Below are 18,259 nucleotides of genomic sequence, written 5' to 3'. Positions count from 1 at the left end.
GGATTGAGCTCTTGGTTTCAGCCACGCTTCTTGTACAGCTTCGGCTCACCCGGCGGTCGACTCTTGAAACGCCGGTGCGCCCACAGGTATTGCTCGGGGCATTCGGTGACCGCGCGCTCGACCCATTGATTGATGCGGATGCAGTCTGCCTCGTCGCTCTCCCCCGGAAAGTCGCTCAGGGGCGGATGGATCACCAGCTTGTAACCACTGCCATCGGCCAGGCGCTCCTGAGTAAACGGCACCACCAGGGCGTGGCCGAGCTTGGCGAATTTGCTGGTGGCCGGCACGGTGGCGGCCTGAATGCCGAACAGCGGCACGAAGATGCTTTGCTTGGCGCCGTAGTCCTGATCTGGCGCGTACCAGATCGCCCGGCCCTTGCGCAGTTGCTTGATCATGCCGCGCACGTCTTCGCGCTCGACCGCGATGGAATCCATGTTGTGGCGCTCGCGGCCGCGGCGCTGCACGTAATCGAACAGCGCATTCTTGTGCTGGCGGTACATGCCGTCGATGGTGTGCTGCTGCCCGAGCAGGGCGGCGCCGATTTCCAGTGTCGTGAAGTGCAGCGCCATGAGGATGACGCCATGGCCGTCCAGCTGCGCCTGCTTTAAATGATGCAGGCCTTCGATGTGCGCCAGCCGCGCGAGACGGGGCTTGCTCCACCACCAGCTCATGGCCATCTCGAAAAAAGCGATGCCGGTGGAGGCGAAATTTTTCTTGAGCAGGCGTTTGCGCTCGGCTTTCGAATACTGTGGGAAACACAGTTCGAGGTTACGCGCGGCGATCACCCGTCGATCGGTCGCCTGGTAATACATGACCCAGCCCAAAGCACGACCGATCACCAGCAACACGCGAAACGGCAACTGCACGATCAGCCAGAGCAAGCCCAGCCCCAGCCACAGCAGCCAGAAGCGGGGATGAAGAAAGTGAGCTCGAAAACGCGGGCGATCCATTACAGCTTCCGTCAGGACAAAGGCGGGCATTCTACATCGGTTCGCGCGGATCGTGCCGCCGTCGGTTGCGCCTCCCTTGCGGCTGGCGGGCGTTATCGTTATAAGTCTCGGCACTTTTAGCGACAAGCCGCTGTATGCCGACATGAGCCAAATCGAATTGCAAGACAAGGAACCCGTGTTCCAGCTAAAGGGCAGCATGCTGGCCATCACTGTGCTGGAACTGGCCCGCAACAACCTCGAAGCGCTGGATCGTCAACTGGCGGCAAAAGTCGCCCAGGCGCCGAACTTCTTCAGCAATACACCGCTGGTGCTGGCGCTCGACAAGTTGCCGCCGGATGAAGGCGCGATCGATCTGCCGGCAATGATGCGCATCTGCCGCCAGCACGGGTTGCGCACTCTGGCCATTCGCGCCAACCGGATTGAAGACATTGCCGCCGCCATTTCCATCGACCTGCCGGTGCTGCCGCCGTCGGGTGCGCGCGAGCGACCGCTCGATCCGACGGAAGGCGAAATCAAGAAGAAGCCGGAAATTATTGAAAAGCCGCCCGAGCCGCTGATCAAGCCCACCAAGATCATCACCGCCCCCGTGCGCGGTGGTCAGCAGATCTACGCCCAGGGCTCGGATCTGGTGGTAATTTCCTCGGTCAGCCCCGGCGCCGAACTGCTCGCGGACGGCAACATTCACGTATACGGCCCGATGCGCGGCCGCGCGCTGGCGGGGATCAAAGGCGATACCAAGGCACGGATTTTCTGCCAGCAGATGGTCGCCGAACTGATCTCCATCGCCGGCCAGTACAAGGTGTCCGAAGACCTGCGCCGGGATCCGCTGTGGGGCGCCGGTGTGCAGATCAGTCTCTCCGGCGACGTGTTGAACATCACCCGTCTTTAACGGATACTGCGCCATTTTTAAGCCACTCTGATTCGTCGCGAAAACGACGCGAAGGCACCGAGACGTTCGGGCTATTTTTTTGTTCTCCCGAACAGGAATTCCGTCACGGGTTCCGATCACCGCCCTCGCCCGCTTTGGTTGCGCCGTCACGAGGGGCTCTTCAGGGACTTCAACGTCCTTTTCCTCTAGGGGTGATACACCTTGGCCAAGATTCTCGTGGTTACATCCGGCAAGGGTGGTGTGGGCAAGACCACCACCAGCGCCGCCATCGGTACCGGTCTCGCACTGCGCGGCCACAAGACAGTAATCGTCGACTTCGACGTCGGCCTGCGTAACCTCGACCTGATCATGGGTTGCGAGCGTCGCGTCGTTTATGACTTCGTCAACGTAGTGAACGGCGAAGCCAACCTGCAGCAAGCGCTGATCAAGGACAAGAAGATCGAAGGTCTTTACGTCCTCGCGGCCAGCCAGACCCGTGACAAAGACGCGCTGACCAAGGAAGGCGTTGAAAAAGTACTGATGGAACTCAAGGAAACCTTCGAGTACGTGGTCTGCGACTCCCCTGCCGGTATCGAAACGGGCGCTCACCTGGCGATGTATTTCGCCGACGAAGCCATCGTCGTGACCAACCCGGAAGTGTCCTCGGTTCGTGACTCGGACCGCATGCTGGGCCTGCTGGCCAGCAAGTCCCGCCGCGCCGAGCGTGGTGAAGATCCGATCAAGGAGCACTTGCTCCTGACCCGTTACAACCCTGAGCGCGTGAGCAAAGGCGAGATGCTGGGCGTTGAAGACGTCAAGGAAATCCTCGCGGTGACCCTGCTGGGCGTGATTCCAGAGTCCCAGGCCGTACTCAAGGCGTCCAACCAAGGCGTGCCGGTCATCCTTGATGACCAGAGCGACGCCGGCCAGGCGTACAGCGATGCCGTTGACCGTCTGTTGGGCAAGGACCGTGAGCACCGCTTCCTGGACGTACAGAAAAAAGGATTTTTCGAACGCCTGTTCGGGGGTAACTGATGAGCATTTTTGACTTCTTTCGTGCCAACAAAAAGCCCAGCACCGCGTCGGTAGCGAAAGAGCGTCTACAGATCATCGTGGCGCATGAACGCGGCCAACGCAGCACCCCGGATTACCTGCCCGCCTTGCAGAAGGAGCTGGTCGAGGTGATCCGCAAGTACGTCAATATCGGTAACGATGACGTGCATGTCGCCCTTGAAAACGACGGCAGCTGCTCGATTCTGGAACTGAATATCACCCTGCCTGATCGTTGATCGAGAAGGCAGTCGCCACGGCGGCCCGGTTGCCTGAAGCCCTTTGCGGGATCAGGTGAGCGCGCCGCCGTTGGCGTTCCTGAAGACCTGTTTTCTGCGCCGCGATGGCTGTTTCGATCGTGCTGCGCCTGTTTGAGTGATGAGGCTTTCAATGCCGCTGTCCAACGTTCATATCCTCCATCAGGACGACGCTGTCCTGGTGGTGAACAAGCCTACCCTGCTGCTTTCGGTCCCCGGTCGCGCTGACGATAACAAGGACTGTCTGATTACCCGCCTGCAGGAAAACGGCTACCCCGAGGCGAGAATCGTCCACCGGCTGGACTGGGAAACGTCCGGGATCATTTTGCTGGCCCGTGACGCGGACACCCACCGTGAGTTGTCTCGGCAGTTTCATGACCGCGAGACGGAGAAGGCCTACACGGCACTGGCCTGGGGTCAGCCGGCACTGGACAGTGGCAGTATCGATTTGCCGTTGCGCTACGATCCGCCGACCAAGCCGCGTCATGTGGTGGATCATGAATTGGGCAAGCATGCGTTGACGTTCTGGAAGGTGCTGGAGCGGTATGACTCGCATTGTCGGGTTGAGCTGACGCCGATTACAGGGCGGTCGCATCAGTTGCGGGTGCACATGTTGTCGATCGGGCATCCGTTGCTGGGCGATGGCTTGTATGCGCATCCGGAGGCGCTGGCGGCGTATCCGCGGCTGTGTCTGCATGCAAGCATGCTGGCGTTTACCCATCCGGGGACGGGCGAGCGTGTTCGGTTCGAGTGCCCGGCGCCGTTTTGATCGTTGTTAGTCAGTACAGACTTAAGATCAAGAGCATCTGCCTAACGGCGGATCATTTCGCCTTCGGCGAGTTACTTGGAAAAGCACCCCAAGTAACCAAGGGTGCCTGCTCTCGGTTTGTCCCCTCGTTCCTCGGGGTCCCTTCACTCCGGTCCCGCTCCGTTCAGCCTGCACCAAAGTCGCGTTTTGCGGTGTCTGGACTTTTTGTGTAGGAAGATCAAAAGCACAGCAACAGCAACAGCATTCGCGAGCAAGCTCGCTCCCACACGGAAAGGGGCGGTCTGCAAAACTACCAGCGCACATACTGGCCTCTTCCCGGCTAAAGCCGGTCCTACCAGGAAATCGCATGCATCAATGGGATTGGCCTCGACTGTGGGATTGGCCTCGACTGTGGGATTGGCGCCGACTGTGGGATTGGCGCCGACTGTAGGACCGGCTTCAGCCGGGAAGCTTTTGATCTTGATCTTGATCTTCAACCACAAGAATCCCAGACGACATCAATCGCGACTTGGGTGCAGGCTGAACGCAGGTCTCGCGCAGTGGGCCGAGCCGCATGGATGCGGCGAGAGCGCCGTCAGGACATGGATGTCCGTTCGGCGCGGGCCCACGGAGCGAGACCGGAGTGAAGGCACTCCGACGAAGGAGGAGCCCAACCAGGAGCACAAGCCCTTGGTTACTTGGGGCTTTATCAAGTAACTCGCCGAAGGCGAAACAGTCTGCCCCCAGGCAGACGCTCTTGACGTTGATCTTGATCTCAGGCGCTCGCCCGTACTGAAATTGGCCTGTAAACTCCCGCCCATTGCTGCCTGGAGTAACCTATGCGCGAAGAGTTGAATCAGGGCCTTATCGATTTCCTGAAGGCCTCCCCCACCCCCTTTCATGCCACCGCCAGCCTCGTCCAACGCCTCGAAGGCGCCGGCTACCAGCGCCTCGACGAACGCGAGCCCTGGTACACCGAAGCCGGCGGCCGCTACTACGTCACCCGCAACGACTCCTCCATCGTCGCCTTCAAACTCGGTCGCCTGTCGCCCCTCACCGGCGGCATTCGCCTCGTAGGTGCCCACACCGACAGCCCGTGCCTGCGCGTCAAACCACAACCCGAACTGCAACGTCAGGGCTTCTGGCAACTAGGCGTCGAAGTCTACGGCGGCGCCCTGCTTGCGCCGTGGTTCGACCGCGACCTCTCCCTCGCCGGCCGTGTCACCTTCCGCCGCGACGGCAAAGTCGAAAGCCAGCTGATCGACTTCAAGCTGCCGATCGCGATCATCCCCAACCTCGCGATCCACCTCAATCGCACTGCCAACGAAGGCTGGGCAATCAACCCGCAGACCGAACTGCCACCGATCCTGGCCCAGGTCGCCGGTGACGAGCGCCCCGACTTCCGCGCCCTGCTGACTGATCAACTGGCTCGCGAACACGGCCTGAACGCTGACGTCGTCCTCGATTACGAACTAAGCTTCTACGACACTCAGAGTGCCGCGGTCATCGGCCTCAACGGTGACTTCATCGCCGGCGCCCGCCTGGACAACTTGCTGTCCTGCTTCGCCGGGCTGCAAGCGCTGCTCAATGCCGACGGCGACGAAACCTGCCTGCTGATCTGCACCGACCACGAAGAAGTCGGCTCGACGTCCGCGTGCGGCGCCGACGGCCCGATGCTCGAGCAAGTGCTGCAACGGCTGCTGCCGGAAGGCGACGACTACGTGCGCACGATTCAGAAGTCCCTCCTGATCTCCGCCGACAACGCCCACGGCGTGCACCCGAATTACGCTGAGAAGCACGACGCCAACCACGGCCCGAAACTCAACGCCGGCCCGGTGATCAAGGTCAACAGCAACCAGCGCTACGCCACCAACAGCGAAACCGCCGGTTTCTTCCGTCACCTGTGCATGGCCGAAGAAGTCCCGGTGCAAAGCTTCGTCGTGCGCAGCGACATGGCCTGCGGCTCGACCATCGGCCCGATCACTGCCGGCCACCTTGGCGTGCGCACCGTCGACATCGGCCTGCCGACCTTCGCCATGCACTCGATCCGCGAACTGGCGGGCAGCCAGGACCTGGCGCATCTGGTGAAGGTGCTGTCGGCGTTCTACGCGAGTGCCGAGTTGCCTTGATCTCAAGCCACAATTAAGAGCGGGCCGATCCATGTCCTTCACAGGTCATGGAAACGGCCTGCACATCGCGCTGTCCCGGACTTCACAATTCCCCCTCGCCACACCCCCCATCCCCTCGTAAACTCATCCGCCTCTGCTTGACCCTGCACGGCTCCCATACCGCGCTACTCCAAGCGCCTGTCTATTCGAGGTTTGTTTCCAGGTGATCGCTCCCACCCGCCTTTCCCTTCTGCCCCGCCTCTTCCTGCTTTGCCTGCTGGCGCTGTTCCCGTTTGCGTTGACCCACGCCGCTGGCTTGCCGAGTCTGCTGAGTGGCGGTGACAAAACGCAGCCTCAGGCCCAGGAACCGTTGGGACAGTCGCTGGACGAGGTCATTACGTCGCTGGAAAACGATCAACAGCGCAGCAAGTTGCTCGATGACCTGAAGAAACTGCGGGACGCCACCAAGAAAGCGCAGCCGACGGTGGAGCAAGGCGTGCTGGGCCTCATCGGCAGCTCGCTTGCCGAGCTGGAAAAACAGTTCACCGGCGCAGACAGCCCGCTCAGCCGCTGGGCGGACGAGGCGGGTATGGCGGAGGACGAGCTGATGGCGCTGATGCTGCCGGCCAACCAGTGGTGGCCGATCATCTGGGGCTTTGCCGTGGTCCTGGCGATCTGGGGGCTGCTGGCGGCAGCGCTGATCTGGCTAGGCCACAAGGTTCGTTTGCGCTTCGGCCTGTCTGCCGAGCTTCCGCAGCACCCGCGCCTGTCGGACATGCTGCGTTTCGCGTTGCGCAAGCTGGGCCCGTGGCTGGTGGCGCTGGTGATCACGATCTACCTGAGTTACTCGCTGCCGCCGTCCCTGGGCCGGGATCTGGCGATGGTGCTCGCCTACGCGCTGGTGGTCGGCACGCTGTTCTCGGCGGTGTGTGTCATCGCGTTTTCTCTGCTGGACGGCCCGCACCGGCACCGGGCGCTTTATATCCTGCGGCATCAGGCATTTCGGCCGTTGTGGTGGATTGGCAGCTTTGCCGCGTTCGGCGAGGCGTTGAGCGACCCGCGTCTGGTCGCCAGCCTCGGCGTGCACCTGGCGCACACCGCCGCGACCCTGGCCAATGTCATGGCCGCGCTTTCTACCGGCCTGTTCATCATCCGCTTCCGTCGCCCGATCGCCCATTTGATCCGAAACCAGGCACTTGAGCGTCGCCTCAAACGCCGCGCCCTGAGTGACAGCATCGAGGTTCTCGGCACGTTCTGGTACCTGCCAGCGCTGGTGCTGGTGGGCGTTTCGCTGTTCGCCACGTTTTTCTCTGCGGGCGACACCAGCACCGCATTGCGTCAGGCCCTGATCTGCACCGTGCTGCTGGTGATGTGCATGGTGATCAACGGCCTGGTACGGCGTCATTCGCTCAAGCCAAGCCACGCTCACAAGCGCCACGCGCTGTATTCGGACCGCCTGAAGAACTTCTTCTATACGGTCGCGCATTTGCTCATCTGGCTGGTGTTCATCGAACTGGGCCTGCGGGTATGGGGCTTGTCGTTGATCCGCTTCGCCGAGGGCGACGGCCACGACATCAGCGTCAGGCTCATTGGCCTGGCGGCCACGCTGATGTTCGCCTGGCTGATCTGGATTCTCGCCGACACAGCCATTCACCACGCCCTCACCCGCTCGCGTAAAGGCCTGGCGAATACCCGCGCGCAAACCATGATGCCGCTGATCCGCAACGTGCTGTTCGTAACCATTTTCATCATCGCGCTGATCGTCGCCTTGGCGAACATGGGCATGAACGTAACGCCGTTGCTGGCCGGTGCGGGTGTGATCGGTCTGGCCATCGGTTTCGGCGCGCAGTCGCTGGTGGCGGATTTGATCACCGGGCTGTTCATCATCATCGAAGACTCGCTGGCCATCGACGATTACGTGGACGTCGGCGGTCACTTGGGCACTGTGGAAGGGCTGACGATCCGCACCGTGCGCCTGCGCGACATCGACGGCATCGTCCACACCATCCCGTTCAGCGAGATCAAAAGCATTCAGAACTACTCGCGGGAGTTCGGGTACGCGATTTTCCGCATCGCGATTCCGGCGAGCATGAACATCGACGACGCTCTGAAGATGATCCGCGACGTCGGCCAGAAGATGCGCACCGACCCGCTGCAACGACGCAACATCTGGTCGCCGCTGGAGATTCAGGGGGTAGAGAGTTTCGACTCGGGCAACGCCATTCTGCGCGCACGCTTCAAGACCGCGCCGATCAAGCAGTGGGAAGTGTCGCGGGCATTCAACCTGTCGCTCAAGCGTTATCTGGATGAGGCCGGCATGGACCTGGCGACGCCGCGCCTGAACGTGCAGGTCAGCACCAGTGGCGGGCGTGTGAATAAGGTACGTGAGAAGAAGGACGATGCGTCGGTGTAAGCCGGCCTAGATATCCGCCACCACCGCGCTTACGTGAATCGCGTCATGGCGCCAGTATTCCAGATCGCAATCGATCAGCCGCCCGCGCTGGTCGTGGTTGACCCGAACAATGCGCAGGCCCGGGCTGCCAATGGAGACTTTCAGCGCCCCTGCCGCTTCCACGGGTAACGCCGTGGGTACCATTTCGAAACGCACCTGGCCATAGCGAATGTCGTAATGGCTGGCGTAGAGCTCGGTGAGCGACTGGCTCAGGTCGAGATCGAGGATCTGCGGGAAGTAATCGGGGTTGAGGTAGTGCTCGACGTAGAGCACCAGCCGTTCATCGATGCGACGGGCGCGGCAGATCTGGATCACGCTGGACAACGCCGGCAATTGCAGCAGCCCGCAAATCACGGCCGAAGCCGGTTGCAGCCGTGCGGAAATCACTTGGGTCGCAGGCACTCGGCCCTGAGCCTGAACCATCGCGTGAAAGTGGCTGCGGCGCATCAGGTCATAGGCCAGTCGCGGCGGCGAAATGAACCAGCCACGCCGCTCCTCGCGGTAGATCAAACCCCGAGCTTCGAGTTGCACCAACGCTTCGCGCAAGGTGATGCGTGTGGTGTCGAAGACCTCGCTCAGCTTGCGCTCAGCCGGCAACTTGCTGCCCGGCGGCAACAGACCATGTTCGATCTGTTCTTGCAGCGCGTTGCAAATGGTCGTCACCGCTCGGGGTATTTCATCGCGCATTGCGTTACCTATCTGGACTAGACCAGCGCTATTAAAGGGCGAAGTTGCTCGTTGACTGGCCCGTTTCGGTGCTCCAGAGCCTAGGCAGCCTAGATGACCATTGCGTGACATTCCAGCCAGGAACGACTGCAACGCCAGCACCCGTGGATACATCAGAGCCTTTCAGATCAAGCGGTTGAGCATGGTCTACGCTCATTCCACAACACCCGCCCGGGCTGTGTCTTGCCCCAGCAAGAGTCGGTCCAGACACGAAAGCGTCATGTAACTCGCCTAACTTGGCTCAGGTATTGCTGACCTAGACCAACCATCCGCAACGAACACTTCTATGAGTCCGTCGAGAAGTGCACAAAGGAGCTTCGAATGAAACACCTTTTGCTGGCATCACTCCTGGGTTCGGCCATCGCGCTGAGCACGTCGGCCATGGCCGCCGACACCGACCTCAAAACACTCGAAGCCGCCGCCAAGGCTGAAGGCGCGGTCAACAGCGTGGGCATGCCCGATGACTGGGCGAACTGGAAAGGCACCTGGACCGACCTGACCGCCAAGTACGGTCTGGTGCACATGGACACCGACATGAGCTCGGCTCAGGAAGTGGCCAAGTTCGATGCGGAAAAGGACAACGCCAGCGCCGACATCGGCGACGTGGGTGCAGCGTTCGGCCCGATCGCTGTGGCGAAGGGCGTGACCCAACCTTACAAGCCGAGCACTTGGGCGCAAGTGCCGGAGTGGGCCAAGGACAAAGACGGTCACTGGGCGCTGGCCTACACCGGCACCATCGCTTTCATCGTCAACAAAAAGCTGTTGCACGGCTCGGACGTACCTACCAAATGGGCTGACCTGAAGAACGGTAAATACAAAGTCACCATCGGTGATGTCAGCACTGCGGCCCAGGCTGCAAACGGCGTATTGGCCGCTGCGATCTCCATGAAAGGCGATGAAACCAACCTCGCGCCGGGCCTGCAGTTATTCACCGAACTGGCCAAACAGAAGCGCCTGGGCATCAACAACCCGTCGATTCAGTCGATGGAAAAAGGCGAAGTGGAAGTGGGCGTGGTCTGGGACTTCAACGGCCTGAGCTACAAGGCCAAGATGTCCAATCCTGACGACTACGTTGTGCTGATCCCGTCCGACGGTTCGGTGATCTCGGGCTACACCACGATCATCAACAAATACGCCAAGCACCCGAACGCTGCCAAGCTGGCCCGTGAGTACATCTTCAGCGACGCTGGCCAGATCAACCTGGCCAAAGGCAACGCGCGCCCGATCCGCGCCGAACACCTGACCCTGCCGCCAGACGTGCAAGCCAAGCTGCTGCCTAACGAGCAGTACAAGAACGTGACGCCGATCAAAGACGCGGCAGCCTGGGAACAAACCTCGAAAGCCCTGCCACAACTGTGGAACGAGCAAGTCATCGTCGAGATGCAGTGATCCTTTACTGCTGATGCAGGCCCCTTGCAGGAGTGAGCTTGCTCGCGATTTCGGTGTGTCAGTCAACCTGTCTGTCGCAGGCATACCGCGATCGCGAGCAAGCTCACTCCTACAGTAATGTTTGGCGATTTACCCTCCGGAGCGGCACATGAAACACAACGTCATCCTCATCCTGCTGGACGGCTTGAGTTACAGCGTGGCGCACCATGCGATGGGGCATTTGCTGGCCTACCGAAACGCAGGCCGTGCGGCGTTGTACAAGCTCGAATGCGAACTGCCGTCGCTGTCACGCCCGCTGTATGAGTGCATCCTGACCGGCGTGGCGCCCATCGACAGCGGCATCGTGCACAACCAGGTTTCACGGCTGTCCAGCCAGCGCAGCGTGTTTCATTACGCCACCGACGCCGGACTGACCACCGCCGCCGCGGCGTATCACTGGGTCAGTGAGCTGTACAACCGCAGCCCGTTTATTGCCGCGCGCGACCGCCACACTGACGACGTCGACTTGCCGATTCAGCACGGGCATTTCTACTACGTCGATCACTACCCCGATTCCCACCTGTTCGACGACGCCGAACATCTTCGAACCGCCCACGCGCCGCACTTCTTGTTCGTCCACCCGATGAACATCGATGACGCCGGCCACAAGCACGGCCTCGACACCCCGCAGTACCGCAACAGCGCGCGCTCCGCCGACATCCTTCTCGCCGAGTACCTGCAGCGCTGGCTCGATGCGGGCTATCAAGTGCTGGTGACCGCCGACCACGGCATGAACAACGACCGTTCACATAACGGCGTGCTGCCGGAAGAACGCGAAGTCCCGCTGTTCGTGCTCGGTGACGCCTTCAGCCTCGACCCCGACGCGCAACCGAAACAGACCGAGATCTGCGGCACCGTCTGCGAGCTGCTCGGTGTGCCCCACGACAAACCTGTGTGCAAAGAGGTGCTCAAGTGAATTCACAAAGCCGCGGCAAATGGCTGGCGCTGTTGTGCCTCGTGCCGTTTGCGGTGTTCTTCATCGCGTTTCAGATCGCGCCGCTGGCCTGGGTGGCGATCAACAGCCTGCAATCGGACGCCGGCTGGGGCATCGACAACTTTGTCAAAGCGTTCAATTCCCGCTTCTACCGCCAGGCCATGCAATACAGCCTGGAGGTGAGCTTCTGGTCGAGCCTGATCGGCATCGTCATCGCGATCCTCGGCAGTTATTCACTGCGCAAGGTCCCGTCGAGGCTGAGGGACTTCGTCAGCGCCTTCGCCAACATGACCAGCAACTTTTCCGGCGTGCCGCTGGCGTTTGCCTTCATCATCCTGCTCGGTTTCAACGGCGCGCTGACGCTGATTCTCAAGCAGGCCGGGATCATCGATGACTTCAATCTGTACTCGAAAACCGGCCTGATCATTCTCTATACCTACTTCCAGATCCCCCTGGGCGTCCTGCTGCTCTACCCGGCCTTCGACGCGCTGCGGGAAGACTGGCGTGAGTCGGCCTCCTTGTTGGGTGCCAGCGGCTGGGATTTCTGGCGCCACATCGGGATTCCGGTGCTGACACCCGCGCTGCTCGGCACCTTCGTGATCCTGCTGGCCAACGCGCTGGGCGCCTACGCCACGGTCTACGCGCTGACCACCGGCAATTTCAACGTGCTGCCGATCCGCATCGCGGCGATGGTCGCGGGCGACATCACGCTGGACCCGAACATGGCCAGCGCCCTGGCGATGATTCTCGTGGGGATGATGACGCTGGTGACGGTCGTGCATCAGTGGCTGTTGAAGAGGAGCTACCATGTCTCGCGCTGAACGCCGCCCGCCGGGGCTTTACCACCGCGTCGTGGTCTACCTGCTGTTTCTGATTCTGCTCGCGCCGCTGCTGGGCACCTTTGTGTATTCGATCGCCACCAGTTGGTCGGCGACCATTCTGCCCGACGGGCTGACCTACAAATGGTACGTCGCGCTGTGGAGCGATCCGCGTTTTCTCCGCGCGTTCGGCCAGTCGCTGCTGGTGTGCGTCGGCGCGCTGGTGCTCTCGGTGGTGCTGATTCTGCCGCTGCTGTTCGTCGTGCATTACCACTTCCCCAAACTCGACGCGCTGATGAACATCCTCATCCTGCTGCCTTTCGCGGTGCCGCCGGTGGTGTCCTCGGTGGGTCTGTTGCAGCTCTACGGTTCGGGGCCACTGGCGATGGTCGGCACGCCGTGGATTCTGATCGGCTGCTACTTCACGGTGGCACTGCCGTTCATGTACCGGGCGATCACCAACAACTTGCAAGCGATCAACCTGGTTGACCTGATGGACGCGGCCCAGTTGCTCGGCGCCAATACCTTTCAGGCGGCGTTTCTGGTGGTGCTGCCGAACCTGCGCAAGGGCCTGATGATTGCCCTGCTGCTGTCGTTCTCGTTCCTGTTCGGCGAATTCGTGTTCGCCAATCTTTTGGTTGGCACCCGCTACGAGACCCTGCAGGTGTACCTCAACAACATGCGCAACAGCAGCGGTCACTTCAACAGCGCGCTGGTGATTTCCTACTTCTTTTTCGTACTGCTGCTGACGTGGGCGGCCAACCGACTGAACAAGGACAAAGACTGATATGAGCTTCGTCAGTGTCGAAAACCTGCAGAAGAATTACGGCAGCACAGCGGTCTTCAGCGACATCAATTGCGACATCCACAAAGGCGAATTCGTCACCCTGCTCGGCCCGTCCGGCTGCGGCAAGTCCACCCTGCTGCGCTGCATCGCGGGGCTGACGTCGGTGACCAGCGGCAGGATCTTCCTCGACGGCAAAGACCTGGTGCCGGTGTCACCGCAGAAACGCGGCATCGGCATGGTGTTCCAGAGCTACGCGCTGTTTCCCAACATGAACGTGGAGCAGAACGTCGCCTTCGGCCTGCGCATGCAGAAAGTCAGTACCGACGAAATGAAGCAGCGGGTGGGCGAGGTGCTGAAGCTGGTGGAGCTGAACGAGTTCGCCGCGCGCTATCCGCATCAGCTGTCGGGCGGGCAATGTCAGCGTGTGGCATTGGCGCGTTCACTGGTGACCCGTCCTCGCCTGCTGCTGCTCGATGAGCCGCTGTCGGCCCTCGATGCGCGCATCCGCAAGCACCTGCGCGAGCAGATCCGCGCCATTCAGCAGGAGCTGGGCCTGACGACGATCTTCGTGACCCACGATCAGGAAGAAGCGCTGACCATGTCCGACCGGATTTTCCTGATGAATCAGGGCCGGATCGTGCAGAGCGGCGACGCCGAAACCCTGTACACCGCCCCGGTCGACGCCTTCGCCGCAGGCTTCATCGGTAACTACAATCTGCTGGAAGCCGACGCCGCCAGCCGCTTGATGCAACGCCCGATCAACAGCCGCGTAGCGATTCGCCCGGAAGCCATTCAATTGAGCCTCACCGGCTCGCTGGAGGGCGAGGTGCGCAGCCACAGCCTGCTGGGCAACGTGATTCGCTATCGCGTCGAGGCTAGAGGCGTGGATCTGGTGGTCGACGTGCTCAACCGCTCGGCCAGCGACTTGCACCCGAACGGCCAGCGCGTCACCCTGCACATCGAAGCGTCGGCGTTATGTGCTGTTTGAAGCGGCAAGCTTCAAGCGACAAGCTGCAAGAAAAAGCTGGATCACCGCCGCTCCCTCTTGCAGCTTGCCGCTTGAAACTTGTAGCTGCGCGCCAGACGCCGACCGAATCCACACTGATTAATGGAGCGCGCGCGTGTCTTTAGCAATTTTCGATCTGGACGAAACCCTGATCCACGGTGACTGCTCCAGCCTGTGGAGCGAGCAGATGGGCCGGCTGGGCTGGGTCGATCCGGAGTGGTTCATGAAGAAGGACCACGAACTGATGGAAGCCTACGGCAAGGGCGAGCTGGCCATGGAAGATTACATGGCGTTCAGCCTGGACCCGATGATCGGGCGCACGCCGGAGGAAGTGGATTTTCTGGTGGGGCCGTGGGTCGAGGATTACATCGAACCGATCATTTTCAGCGACGCTACCAAGGCCATCGCCGAACACCGCGCCGCCGGTGACCGCATTCTGATCATCTCCGCGTCGGGCGTGCACCTGGTCAAGCCCATTGCCGAGCGCATCGGCGTTGATGAGGTGCTGGCCATCGATCTGGAGCTCGCCCATGGTGTGTACACCGGCCAGACCACCGGCGTGCTCACCTACCGCGAAGGCAAAATCACCCGCTTGATGGCATGGCTGGATCAGGAAGGCGAGAACCTCGAAGGCGCTAGTTTCTATTCAGATTCGCGCAACGATTTGCCCCTGCTGCTGAAAGTGGATTTCCCCCACGCGGTGAACCCCGACGCGACGCTGCGTGAACACGCCGAAAAGGCCGGCTGGCCGATTCATCACTGGAAGTAGCTGTCTCAGCCGCCTCCGCCGCCGCCCAAACCGACCGGAGGCAGCAAAACCTGTCATTTCTGACAGTAGCCAACTTCCCTGATCCGGCGCTCAATGACTCCTGGCATCCACCGACAGGAGTCATACCCGCCATGGCCACATCGTCGCAAGACCTGAATCCGAACACCTCCCATCCCGACGCGCTCATCGATCTGGAGATCCCCGGCAACACAGGTCCGCTGCCGGTCCCGCCGGCGCAGTCCGGGGAAAGGCTCCTGGGGATCAACCATGGCGCTGCGATGGATAACTTTCCAGAGCAAGGTTTGCAGCTCTATCTACCGGTCTGGTCCGTAATGTCCGAAGGCGACAGCGTCAAGGTGTTGCTCGATGACGTGCCCGTTGCGACCGAGTTCATCGCAGCAGCGGAGGTCGGGCAACGGGTCACTACCTTTATCAACGCCGCCCGCCTTGCCCCCGGCGCACACACCGTGAAATACGTCGTGACCCGAGTCGGCCAGTCTCCGGAGACGTCCAGCGAATCCCGGATATGGGTCAAGCTCACCCGCCCCGGCGGCCAGGATCAGGACGGCGACACCCCTGGGCACTCGGCGTTGCAACTGACGTTGACTGAGGACGTCATCAATAACGGCGTGGATGCAGACGCCGCCGCGGCGGGCGTACCCGTCACGATCGAACCGTACCCGGACATGAGCGAGAAGGACAATGTCAGGCTTTCCTGGGGTGGCTGGTTTGTGGAACATACAGTCACAGAACCCGAGGTCAACAACCCCATAGAAATAATGGTCGAGGAGTCGGTCATTCTGGCGGCAGGAGACTCCGGCGCGGATGGCCTGGCGGTGACCTACGAGGTGTATGACGTGGTCAAGAACCGCTCCGAGGACTGGGCGGCTGAAAAGCGCATCGTAGTGGATACCGGCAACTCACGGTTGGAGGCCCCCTTTGTTGATGAAGCTATCAACAACGTGCTGGACCTCGACACGCTAGGCAACAACCCGGTGACTCTCCAGGTTGTGGCGATGGGTCGCTTCCAATTTTTCGCTCAATTCACTGCCTTGCTGGGCAAAAAGCTGACGGCACAGCTGGAAGCCTCTCTGGGCAAGGGTGCTTTAAAAAGCCTTGCCCCCCTCAGAGCCGACTTCGCGGTGGGTGACAAGATCTTCTTAAAATTAACCGGGACCACCGCAGACGGCGAACCCCATCTGTACGAAGCGGAACCGATCACGATCGACCGCGTGGGGCATATCTTCGAGATACTGGTGCCCAATGCGCAGATCCGGCGACTGGCCAAGACCCAGGCTGTGTTTACCTACGACTTGAAGGACACCACAGACACGTTGAAAGCCGCCTCCAAAGGTGCATTCATCAACGTCATCGGGGAAACCGTGCGCATGGCGGCGCCCGTCGCGCTGGATGCCCAGCAAGGCGCACTCGATCCCGACCTGCCGCAGACCACCGTACAAATCCCGTGGGATGACAGCATGGCGGCGGGCGATGTGATCACCTTGAAATGGATCGGCACGCGCCCTGACTTGACGATCTACGATCCGGAATTGCCCGCTCATGTCATCAGCAATCGAGAGGCCACCAATAAATACGCGCTCAATTTCACGGTTCCCGGTACGCACCTGACACCAATTGACGGTGGGACGCTGGTGTTGCACTTCCTTCTGACCCACGACGACAACGGCACGATTATCGAACGCAAGTCCGCCCTGTCGGCAACGCTCACCGTAGGCGAAGCGCGTGCCGAACTGCCAGCACCCGAGGTCAAGGACGTAGTGAACGGCGTGCTCGATCCGGCCTTGCCGGGAACCACCCTGACCGTGCCGGTTTACCCGGAGATGGCGGCGCTCGACAAGGTCGTGTACCTGTGGAAAGGCAGCCTGGGCGGCGAGGTCCAGGACTTCATCACGCTCACGTCGGCCACAGTGAACAAACCGGTGGTCTTCAGCCTTTACCCCGAAGACATTTCCAGCAACGACGGCGGCACCGTTGACGCGTCCTACTGGGTAGAACGCTTCGGTGGGAGGAGCAGCTATTCAGACATCAACCACTTTAATGTCGGCAAGCCGATTGTGCTGGACCCGCCAGCGATTACTGGCATCAAGGACTCCAACGGGCAGGATATTCCCGACGGTGGTGTCACCGCCGATACCCGCGTGACCCTCAGCGGCACTGCCCCAGCCAGTCAGGCGGTGGAGCTCTTTGATGGTGCGCAGTCAAAAGGCCAGGCGACGGCCGGCGCTGACGGAACGTTGACTAAGGAACTCACTGATCTGGCGGTAGGCTCGCATGCCTTGAAAGCCAAAGCGCTTTACGGCGATGGCGCGGAGTCGGTGGTGCGTGGGTTTACCGTGGCCGCCGTCGTCGCACCCACTATCTCCAGTATCAAAGCCGCCAGCGGCGCTGAAATTCCGGCCGGTGGGATAACGGTCGAAACGAGTGTGACGGTGACGGGTGCTGCAAGCGCCGGGCTCGAAGTGGAAGTCTTCGATGGCATTGCTTCTAAAGGCAAAGCCACGGCCAACACCAACGGACAATGGACCTTCGCAATTACCGGTCTGGCGGTTGCGGCTCATGCGATCAAAGCCAAGGCTTTATATGGCGGTGGCGTTGAGTCGGCAGTGCGTGGGTTTACTGTGGCCGCCGTCGTCGCACCCACTATCTCCAGTATCAAAGCCGCCAGCGGCGCTGAAATTCCGGCCGGTGGGATAACGGTCGAAACGAGTGTGACGGTGACGGGTGCTGCAAGCGCCGGGCTCGAAGTGGAAGTCTTCGATGGCAGTGCTTCTAAAGGCAAAGCCATGGCCAACACCAACGGACAATGGACCTTCGCAATCACCGGTCTGGCGGATGGGGCTCATGCGATCAAAGCCAAGGCGCAATACGGCAACGGCGGCGAGTCGGCAGTACGTAGCTTTAGCGTCTTTGATGCGTTCCCGACGATCATCAGCATCAGGGACTCTAATGGGGTAGAAATTCCTGAAAACACTTTAACCCGCGATCCCATACTGACCATATCCGGTGTCTCATTCGTTAATCAGACGGGCGTTCTTATTGCGCTCGTGAACGGTGTACAGCAACAGCTTGCTACCGTCATAGTCGGCGCCAGTGGCGCATGGTCAGTCACGCCGACGCTTTCAGTGACGGGGGAGTATTTCGTGCAGCTTAGAAGTGGGGGCTCCCACTCGGTGCTAAGACAATTCAGACTTTTTATATAGCGCGTCGGACAGAAGCAGAGCACTTAGCATTTTGCTTACAAAGGCTTCGCAGTCGCACCCGTCAGGCATGGGCCCAAGACGACTGCGAAGCTAGTGGAAACCAACCTTCTATTCAGGTTGATTATTCGTCAGCCCCG

At 60.7% G+C, this 18,259-nt stretch carries 15 protein-coding genes; 13 read left to right on the top strand and 2 right to left on the bottom strand.

Features of this window, described 5'->3' with window-relative positions:
* Positions 1-17: 17 nt before the first annotated feature.
* Positions 18-950, bottom strand: coding sequence for a lipid A biosynthesis lauroyl acyltransferase (locus FX982_RS13635; protein ID WP_172611162.1), 933 nt, complete (start codon positions 948-950; stop codon positions 18-20).
* Between the two features lie 142 nt (positions 951-1,092).
* Between FX982_RS13635 and minC the strand changes: the two genes are divergently transcribed.
* The 6 genes from minC (at position 1,093) to FX982_RS13605 (ending at position 8,394) form a co-directional block, all read left to right on the top strand.
* Positions 1,093-1,839 (top strand): septum site-determining protein MinC, encoded by a 747-nt coding sequence (gene minC / locus FX982_RS13630; protein ID WP_122537815.1) that lies wholly within the window; start codon positions 1,093-1,095, stop codon positions 1,837-1,839.
* Positions 1,840-2,040: 201 nt separating this feature from the next.
* Positions 2,041-2,853 (top strand): septum site-determining protein MinD, encoded by an 813-nt coding sequence (gene minD, locus FX982_RS13625; protein WP_037013830.1) that lies wholly within the window; start codon positions 2,041-2,043, stop codon positions 2,851-2,853.
* Positions 2,853-3,107 (top strand): cell division topological specificity factor MinE, encoded by a 255-nt coding sequence (gene minE / locus FX982_RS13620; RefSeq protein WP_037013831.1) that lies wholly within the window; start codon positions 2,853-2,855, stop codon positions 3,105-3,107. Before minD ends, minE begins: the two co-directional genes overlap by 1 nt.
* A gap of 151 nt (positions 3,108-3,258) precedes the next feature.
* Entirely contained in the window at positions 3,259-3,894 is a 636-nt protein-coding gene (locus tag FX982_RS13615; protein WP_172611160.1) for an RluA family pseudouridine synthase, read from the top strand.
* An 818-nt stretch (positions 3,895-4,712) separates the two neighbouring features.
* Positions 4,713-6,002, top strand: a complete 1,290-nt coding sequence (locus tag FX982_RS13610; RefSeq protein WP_108122029.1) for a M18 family aminopeptidase — start codon at positions 4,713-4,715, stop codon at positions 6,000-6,002.
* A 202-nt stretch (positions 6,003-6,204) separates the two neighbouring features.
* Positions 6,205-8,394, top strand: a complete 2,190-nt coding sequence (locus FX982_RS13605; protein ID WP_254074792.1) for a mechanosensitive ion channel domain-containing protein — start codon at positions 6,205-6,207, stop codon at positions 8,392-8,394.
* A gap of 6 nt (positions 8,395-8,400) precedes the next feature.
* Here the strand turns inward: FX982_RS13605 and FX982_RS13600 are convergent, their stop codons facing one another.
* Positions 8,401-9,120, bottom strand: coding sequence for a UTRA domain-containing protein (locus FX982_RS13600; RefSeq protein WP_172611159.1), 720 nt, complete (start codon positions 9,118-9,120; stop codon positions 8,401-8,403).
* A gap of 360 nt (positions 9,121-9,480) precedes the next feature.
* Here FX982_RS13600 and FX982_RS13595 point away from each other — a divergent pair, with 360 nt between their 5' ends.
* The 7 genes from FX982_RS13595 (at position 9,481) to FX982_RS13565 (ending at position 18,122) form a co-directional block, all read left to right on the top strand.
* Positions 9,481-10,548 (top strand): ABC transporter substrate-binding protein, encoded by a 1,068-nt coding sequence (locus FX982_RS13595; protein WP_172611157.1) that lies wholly within the window; start codon positions 9,481-9,483, stop codon positions 10,546-10,548.
* A 148-nt stretch (positions 10,549-10,696) separates the two neighbouring features.
* Positions 10,697-11,503 (top strand): alkaline phosphatase family protein, encoded by an 807-nt coding sequence (locus FX982_RS13590; protein WP_172611156.1) that lies wholly within the window; start codon positions 10,697-10,699, stop codon positions 11,501-11,503.
* Positions 11,500-12,342, top strand: coding sequence for an ABC transporter permease (locus FX982_RS13585; protein ID WP_172611154.1), 843 nt, complete (start codon positions 11,500-11,502; stop codon positions 12,340-12,342). The genes FX982_RS13590 and FX982_RS13585 overlap by 4 nt, the downstream gene beginning before the upstream one ends.
* On the top strand, positions 12,329-13,126 hold the full coding sequence (locus FX982_RS13580; RefSeq protein WP_122537490.1) for an ABC transporter permease: 798 nt from the start codon (positions 12,329-12,331) through the stop codon (positions 13,124-13,126). Before FX982_RS13585 ends, FX982_RS13580 begins: the two co-directional genes overlap by 14 nt.
* A 1-nt stretch (position 13,127) precedes the next feature.
* Positions 13,128-14,114 carry an ABC transporter ATP-binding protein gene (locus tag FX982_RS13575; protein WP_172611153.1) on the top strand — a complete coding sequence of 329 codons (987 nt, stop codon included), beginning with the start codon at positions 13,128-13,130 and terminating at the stop codon, positions 14,112-14,114.
* Between the two features lie 133 nt (positions 14,115-14,247).
* On the top strand, positions 14,248-14,901 hold the full coding sequence (locus tag FX982_RS13570; RefSeq protein ID WP_172611151.1) for an HAD family hydrolase: 654 nt from the start codon (positions 14,248-14,250) through the stop codon (positions 14,899-14,901).
* A 131-nt stretch (positions 14,902-15,032) separates the two neighbouring features.
* Entirely contained in the window at positions 15,033-18,122 is a 3,090-nt protein-coding gene (locus tag FX982_RS13565) for a hypothetical protein (protein WP_172611149.1), read from the top strand.
* The last annotated feature ends 137 nt before the right edge of the window (positions 18,123-18,259 follow it).

The organism is Pseudomonas graminis, from assembly GCF_013201545.1.
Classification (GTDB): domain Bacteria; phylum Pseudomonadota; class Gammaproteobacteria; order Pseudomonadales; family Pseudomonadaceae; genus Aquipseudomonas.
The sequence above is the reverse complement of the archived record's forward strand: the minus strand, read 5'-3'. Positions and strand labels throughout refer to the sequence as shown.